Raw genomic sequence first — 7,500 nt, forward strand, 5'->3', positions numbered from 1 at the left:
TTGAAGAATGCTCGCGAGATTTGGAGAAATGTTTTATCTCTGATTGAGGAAGAGGAACGAACACCAAAAGCCAGCTTTGATATGTGGTTGAAATCAACAGAAGGAATTTCGTTGATGGGGACGACACTCGTCGTGTCCGCGCCAGCCAGTTTCATTGTGACTTGGCTTGAGCGTCAATACTTGTCATTGTTACAAGATACGATTGAAGAAGTAACGAACAACAAGCTTGAGATTCATTTTATCGAGGAATCACAAGCACACAAGTATGCACCTGCGGATGGATCGAAAGAGACAATTGCTGCCACAGAAATGAAAGAACAGCCACTTCCAGTACTACCAAAAGAGGAAGGGAACCTCGGACAGCTGAATGACAAGTACATTTTTGAGACGTTTGTCATCGGGTCGGGTAACCGATTTGCTCACGCTGCCTCGCTCGCTGTCGCAGAAGCGCCGGCGCGCGCCTATAATCCGCTCTTCATTTATGGAGGAGTCGGGCTCGGCAAGACGCATTTGATGCATGCGATTGGTCATTACGTGAAAGGGCAGAAGCCTGGCGCACGGATCGCTTACGTATCATCTGAAAAGTTCACGAATGAGTTTATCAACTCGATTCGTGACAATAAGACCGAAGAATTCCGCAACCGCTATCGGAACATTGATGTTCTCTTAATCGATGACATTCAGTTCCTAGCCGGGAAAGAACAGACACAGGAAGAGTTTTTCCACACGTTCAATGCGCTTCATAACGATCAGAAACAGATTGTGATTTCGAGTGATCGACCGCCTAAAGAGATTCCGACGCTCGAAGATCGTCTTCGTTCGCGGTTCGAATGGGGTCTTATCACAGACATCACACCGCCTGACCTTGAAACACGGATTGCCATCTTACGCAAGAAAGCGACGGCAGAAGGACTGGATATCGCAAACGACGTCATGCTGTATATTGCTAACCAAATCGACACGAACATTCGTGAACTCGAAGGGGCGTTGACGCGCGTCGTGGCCTATGCCAAGCTCGTCGGTCGTCCGATTGATCCGGATGTCGCTGCTGAAGCGTTGCACAACATCATGCCGGTCCAAGAAGCGAAGAAAATTGTCATTCGGGACATTCAAGAAATAGTGGGCCGTCACTTTAATATTGAAGTCGATGAACTGAAGGCGAAGAAACGGACGAAGACGCTCGCATTCCCTCGTCAAATCGCGATGTACTTATCACGTGAGATGACGGAAAGCTCGCTTCCTAAAATCGGGGAAGAGTTCGGTGGACGCGATCACACGACAGTGATTCACGCCCATGAGAAAATTAGTACGTTGCTCAAGCACGATCCGGAGATGCAAGAGACGATTCAGACGTTAAAGAAAGCATTGTCATAAAACGCTTCAATTTCATTGTGGATATCCTGTGGATAAACCCACATAGTTATCCACAAGTTATTCACAGGCAGAATGGCTCAACACCAGTGGTTAAAGTGACTTATCCCCAGTATCCACAGCCCTTATTACTATTATGACTTAAATAATACTATTATTATTAACTATATGACTCAGTTCACTTAGGAGGAATTATCCACATGCATTTAACGATTCAGCGAGATGTATTCATGCAAGCCGTACAAGATGTATCAAAAGCTGTTGCTTCCCGAACGACGATTCCAATCCTCACAGGATTAAAGCTTGAAGCCCATGCCGATGGGTTGACGCTCACAGGTAGCGATACAGAAATTTCAATCGAACGCTTAATACCGATTGAAGAAGGCGGAATCGAACTCATTCAAATTCAACGAGCAGGTAGCGTCGTGCTCAATGCACGTTTCCTCGGTGAGATCGTTAAAAAGTTGCCGACGAATGAAGTGACACTCGAAGTGTCTCCGAACTTTATGACACGAATTGAATCGGGACAAGCCGAGTTCCATTTGAACGGACTCGATCCAGATGAATACCCGCGCCTGCCTGAACTATCAAGCGAGCGTCGTTTCTACTTGCCGGCCGATTTGTTGAAGACGATTATCCGTCAAACGAGCTTCGCTGTTTCTGGACAAGAGACACGTCCTGTGTTGACAGGGGTCAACTTCTCTGCCGAAAAAGGATTCTTGACGTGTGTCGCAACGGATAGCCACCGTCTGGCACTTCGCCGGGCACGGTTTGAGACAGACAACGATTTGACGTTCCAAAATGTCGTCGTCCCAGGCCGCTCATTGAACGAACTCGCAAAATTGCTTGATCGGGAAGAGTTGCCAGTCGAAATCGTGTTGACGGACCAACAAATCTTGTTCCGCTTGAAAAACATCTCGTTCTTCTCGCGTCTACTCGACGGAGCATACCCAGATACATCACGCTTGATTCCGGAAGAATACCGGACAGCGGTCCGCATGAACGCGAAGGACTTCCTCCAAGCTATCGATCGTGCGTCATTGCTTGCACGCGCTGATCGCAATAACGTCATCAAGTTTGTCGCTGAAGAAGCGACGACGGTCGAAGTCTCCTCTCATTCTCCAGAAGTCGGGAAAGTGTCAGAGCGCGTCAGCATCCTGTCGCTTGAAGGAGAAGAGTTAAAAATTTCATTCAACTCGAAATTTGTCATGGATGCGCTTCGTGCGCTTGATGCTTCAGAGATCGAAATCCAGTTCACGGGTTCGATGCGTCCGTTCATCTTGCGTCCGGTCGAGCAAGATAGCGTCCTACAGTTGATCTTGCCAGTCCGCACGTCTTAAGTCAGACTGAGCAGATTCGGGGATGATGAGGTGTTTCACCTTGTCATCCCCATTTTTGCCTTATTCGACGTTTTTCGATAAACTAATAAGTATGGCGATTTTTTGTACTAAGTATGAAAGAAAGGAAGTGACGACATGAAAAAAGTGTCGATTACAACCGAGTATGTAACGCTCGGACAATTTTTGAAGTTGGCTGATATCATTTCAAGCGGAGGCCAAGCGAAGTTCTTCTTAGAGGACATTCAAGTGAAAGTGAACGGTGAGATTGATCAACGTCGCGGACGCAAACTACGCGATGGGGACACGATTGAGGTCGAAGGTTTCGGAGACTTCCAAATCGAGGGTAACTAACGTGCATTTAAAGTCGATCCGATTGCAAAACTACCGCAACTACGAAACCCTCGAGCTAGATTTTTCAGAACAGACGAACGTTCTCATTGGTGAGAATGCCCAAGGGAAAACGAATCTGCTCGAATCGATTTACGTACTTGCGCTCGCAAAGTCACATCGGACGACGCAAGACCGTGAACTGATCGGCTGGGAGGCGGATGCAGCGATGGTCGAGGGACGGATTCATAAACGGACCGGGGAGACGGTCCAGTCGCTCACGTTTTCACCGAAAGGGAAGAAAGCGAAATTGAACCATCTCGAACAACGCCGCCTCAGCGACTATGTCGGCGCTTTTAACGTCGTGCTGTTCGCACCCGAAGACCTTGCCATCGTCAAAGGTAGCCCGCAAGGACGACGACGGTTTTTAGATATGGAAATCGGGCAAGTGAGTCCTGTCTATTTACATGAATTGAATCAGTATTTGAAGACACTGAAGCAACGGAACGCATTGTTGAAGCAACTGTCCATCAAAGGCGGAGACGAGACGCTACTAGAGGTGCTCACCGATCAAATGATTGAGCTTGCCGTGAAAATCGTTTCGCGACGTCATCATTTTATCGATCAGCTTGAAAAATGGGCGGGACCCATCCATTCCGGCATCACACGTGACTTGGAGACACTGACGATTCAATACGTATCGGATACATTCCAAAAAGAACGTTACCCAAAAGAGGCGATGTTTGAAACGTATCGTCAAAAGTTTGATAAAATAAGAGAGAACGAACGAAGACGAGGCGTGACGTTATTTGGTCCGCATCGAGATGACTTTGAATTGTATGTCAACAATCGCAACGTCCAAACGTTCGGTTCACAAGGCCAGCAACGTACAGCGGCTTTGTCTTTAAAGTTAGCGGAGATTGAACTGATCCACGAAGAGGTCGGGGAATATCCATTGCTTTTGTTAGATGACGTGTTATCTGAATTAGACGACCATCGCCAAACCCATCTGCTCGACACGATGGGCCAAAAAGTCCAAACCATTATCACGACGACCAACATTGATGGCATCGCTCACGAAACGATTCAACAAGCGAAGGTGTTTCACGTGAAACAAGGCGAAGTTGAAACGGAATCTGTATAACGTAAGACCAATCCATATGAACACCAATTCATGTATAGTAGGTGAACAAAACCGATGAGTAACGAAAACGAAAAACAAATGCAAGATTATGGTGCTGATCAGATTCAAGTGCTTGAAGGGTTAGAAGCCGTTCGTAAACGCCCGGGGATGTATATCGGTTCAACGAGCTCACGAGGACTCCACCACTTGGTGTGGGAAATCGTCGACAACTCGATTGATGAAGCGCTCGCCGGACATTGTGACACGATCACGATGACAGTAGAACCAGGTAACTCGATTGTTGTCGAAGATAACGGACGCGGGATTCCAGTCGATGTTCAAAAGAAAACGGGCCGTCCTGCCGTCGAAGTCATCTTCACCGTCCTTCACGCCGGAGGTAAGTTTGGCGGCGGCGGATACAAAGTTTCAGGTGGTCTACACGGTGTCGGGGCCTCGGTCGTCAACGCGTTGTCGACGAAGCTTGAAGTGTTCGTCCGTCGTAACGGCAACGTCTACTATCAGTCATTCAAACGCGGTGTCCCACAAGGCGAACTTGAAATCGTCGGTACGACCGATACGACTGGTACAACTGTTCGTTTCTTCCCGGATGGGGATATCTTCGAAGAGACGCTCGAATATGACTTTGATTTACTCGCCACACGTTTGCGCGAACTTGCCTTCCTGAATAAAGGACTCCGCATCGTCGCCAAAGACGAGCGCAGCGATGAGACGATTGAACGCAATTATCACTACGAGGGTGGAATCAAGTCATACGTTGAACATTTGAACCGCTCGAAAGCCTCAATCCACGACGAGCCTGTCTACGTACATGGCACGAAGGATGGAATTGAAGTCGAGATTGCGCTTCAGTACAACGAAGGATTTGCGAGCAACATCTATTCATTCACGAACAATATTCCGACTCATGAGGGCGGAACGCACGAGACTGGATTTAAAACGGCGCTCACGCGTTCAATCAACGACTATGCAAAACGCTTCGGTCTCATGAAAGAGGCTGATGGTAGCCTGTCAGGAGATGACGTACGTGAAGGATTGACGGCGATTGTCTCGGTCAAACACCCGTCGCCACAGTTCGAAGGGCAGACGAAGACGAAACTTGGTAACGCCGATGCGCGTACAGCCACAGACTCACTCTTCACAGACACGTTCGAGCAATTCTTGCTCGAAAATCCTTCTGTCGGTCGATTGATTGTCGACAAAGGCTTGATGGCGGCCCGTGCCCGTCTCGCAGCGAAACGTGCGCGTGAGATGACACGCCGTAAGGGGATCCTTGAAGTCAGTTCATTGCCTGGGAAACTAGCCGACTGTTCATCGAAAGATGCATCGAAGTCTGAACTGTACATCGTTGAGGGTGACTCGGCCGGCGGTTCAGCGAAATCAGGTCGTGATCGTCACTTCCAAGCGATTTTGCCGATCCGAGGTAAAATCATCAACGTCGAAAAAGCAAGACTTGATAAGATTTTAGCCAACCAAGAAGTACGTACGATCATTACAGCGCTCGGGACAGGGATTGCGGAAGAGTTCGATCTCGGGAAGGCTCGTTATCATAAGTTGATTATCATGACCGATGCCGACGTCGATGGCGCCCACATTCGCACACTGCTCTTGACGTTCTTCTATCGCTACATGCGTCCGCTCGTCGAGAGCGGGTATGTCTATATCGCGCAACCACCGCTTTACGGCTTGAAGCACGGGAAAGACGTCACTTACGTGCAGAACGACCGTGAATTGCAAGAAGCGATTAAACAGCTTCCGGAGAATGCTCGTTACAGCGTACAGCGTTACAAAGGTCTAGGTGAGATGGACCCTGAACAGCTGTGGAGCACGACGATGAATCCAGAGACACGCTCGATGCTTCGTGTCGACCTTCAAGACGCCATTGAGGCGGATGAGATCTTTGAGACGCTCATGGGTGACAATGTCGAGCCGCGACGTGATTTCATCCAATCACATGCGCATTACGTGAAAAACCTCGATATTTAAAAAGAAGGGTAGGCAATAATGAATGGCAGAACAAGAAAATATCAAGGATATAAATATTAGCCAAGAGATGCGCACCTCGTTCATGGACTATGCGATGAGCGTTATCGTGTCACGTGCCCTCCCAGACGTACGAGACGGTCTGAAACCGGTTCACCGTCGTATTCTATATGCGATGAACGAACTTGGAATTCGTGCTGACAAGCCCCATAAAAAATCGGCCCGTGTGGTCGGTGACGTTATCGGTAAGTATCACCCGCACGGTGACTCTGCCGTTTACGAGACGATGGTTCGGATGGCGCAAGATTTCAGTTATCGTTATGAACTCGTCGACGGTCACGGAAACTTCGGATCGGTCGATGGAGACTCAGCCGCAGCGATGCGTTATACAGAAGCACGTATGTCGAAAATCGCGATGGAACTCGTCCGTGATATCGGCAAAAACACGATTGATTACCAACCGAACTTTGACGGAGAAGAGAAAGAACCGGTCGTCATGCCAGCCCGGTTCCCGAACTTCTTGGTCAACGGGACGAGTGGAATCGCGGTCGGGATGGCCACGAACGTACCGCCGCATAACTTGAACGAAGTCATTGACGGCGTTCTTGCGTTGACGCATAACCCGGATATCACCATCTCCGAGTTGATGCAGCATATCCCGGGGCCTGACTTCCCGACAGCCGGCGAAATTTTAGGACGTAGCGGAATTCGCCGCGCCTATGAGACGGGTCGTGGATCAATCACGATGCGGGCCAAAGCTGAAATCGAAGTGTTGAAAAATGGTCGTGAACGGATTCTCGTTCATGAAATCCCATATCAAGTGAACAAAGCGCGCCTCGTCGAAAAGATTGCCGATTTGGTACGCGACAAGAAAATCGAAGGCATCACTGATCTTCGCGACGAGTCGGATCGTAACGGGATGCGTGTTGTCATTGAAGTACGCCGCGATGCGAATGCCAGTGTCATTTTGAACAACTTGTATAAACAAACGCCAATGCAAACGACGTTTGGGGTCAACATGCTCGCCCTCGTTGGGGGACGACCGAAGACGCTCAACTTGAAGCAAGCGATTTATTACTACATCGAGCACCAAAAAGAAGTCGTCCGCCGTCGGACGCAGTTCGATCTCGACAAGGCCGAGGCCCGTGCACACATCCTTGAAGGATTGCGCGTTGCCCTCGATCACTTGGATGAAGTCATCGCCATCATCCGCAGTACGCGGACCGGTGACGAGGCCCGTGAGAAATTGATTGCCCGTTTCGGGTTGTCGACCGAGCAGACGCAAGCGATTCTCGATATGCGTCTTCAACGTTTGACTGGACTTGAGCGTGAGAAAAT

At 48.9% G+C, this 7,500-nt stretch carries 6 protein-coding genes (1 of these 6 only partly in view); all 6 read left to right on the forward strand.

From position 1 onward, the window contains the following. Complete coding sequence (dnaA, locus tag ACZ2GZ_RS00005; RefSeq protein ID WP_021067847.1) at positions 1-1,374, forward strand: chromosomal replication initiator protein DnaA; 1,374 nt, start codon at positions 1-3, stop codon at positions 1,372-1,374. Between the two features lie 197 nt (positions 1,375-1,571). After that, positions 1,572-2,711: a DNA polymerase III subunit beta gene (gene dnaN / locus ACZ2GZ_RS00010; protein ID WP_021067846.1), complete on the forward strand. Its 1,140-nt coding sequence runs from the start codon at positions 1,572-1,574 to the stop codon at positions 2,709-2,711. A 135-nt stretch (positions 2,712-2,846) separates the two neighbouring features. Further along, complete coding sequence (yaaA, locus tag ACZ2GZ_RS00015; RefSeq protein ID WP_128123800.1) at positions 2,847-3,062, forward strand: S4 domain-containing protein YaaA; 216 nt, start codon at positions 2,847-2,849, stop codon at positions 3,060-3,062. A gap of 1 nt (position 3,063) precedes the next feature. Next, complete coding sequence (gene recF, locus ACZ2GZ_RS00020; RefSeq protein ID WP_021067844.1) at positions 3,064-4,182, forward strand: DNA replication/repair protein RecF; 1,119 nt, start codon at positions 3,064-3,066, stop codon at positions 4,180-4,182. Positions 4,183-4,236: 54 nt separating this feature from the next. After that, complete coding sequence (gene gyrB / locus ACZ2GZ_RS00025; RefSeq protein ID WP_021067843.1) at positions 4,237-6,165, forward strand: DNA topoisomerase (ATP-hydrolyzing) subunit B; 1,929 nt, start codon at positions 4,237-4,239, stop codon at positions 6,163-6,165. 22 nt (positions 6,166-6,187) lie between these two features. Continuing rightward, positions 6,188-7,500, forward strand: partial view of a DNA gyrase subunit A gene (gene gyrA / locus ACZ2GZ_RS00030; protein ID WP_058765174.1) — the 5' portion only. Its footprint extends 1,258 nt past the window's final position; 1,313 of the gene's 2,571 nt are visible here — the first part of the coding sequence; the start codon lies at positions 6,188-6,190; its stop codon lies off the right edge, out of view.

It is taken from the genome of Exiguobacterium sp. KKT215 (assembly GCF_055635335.1).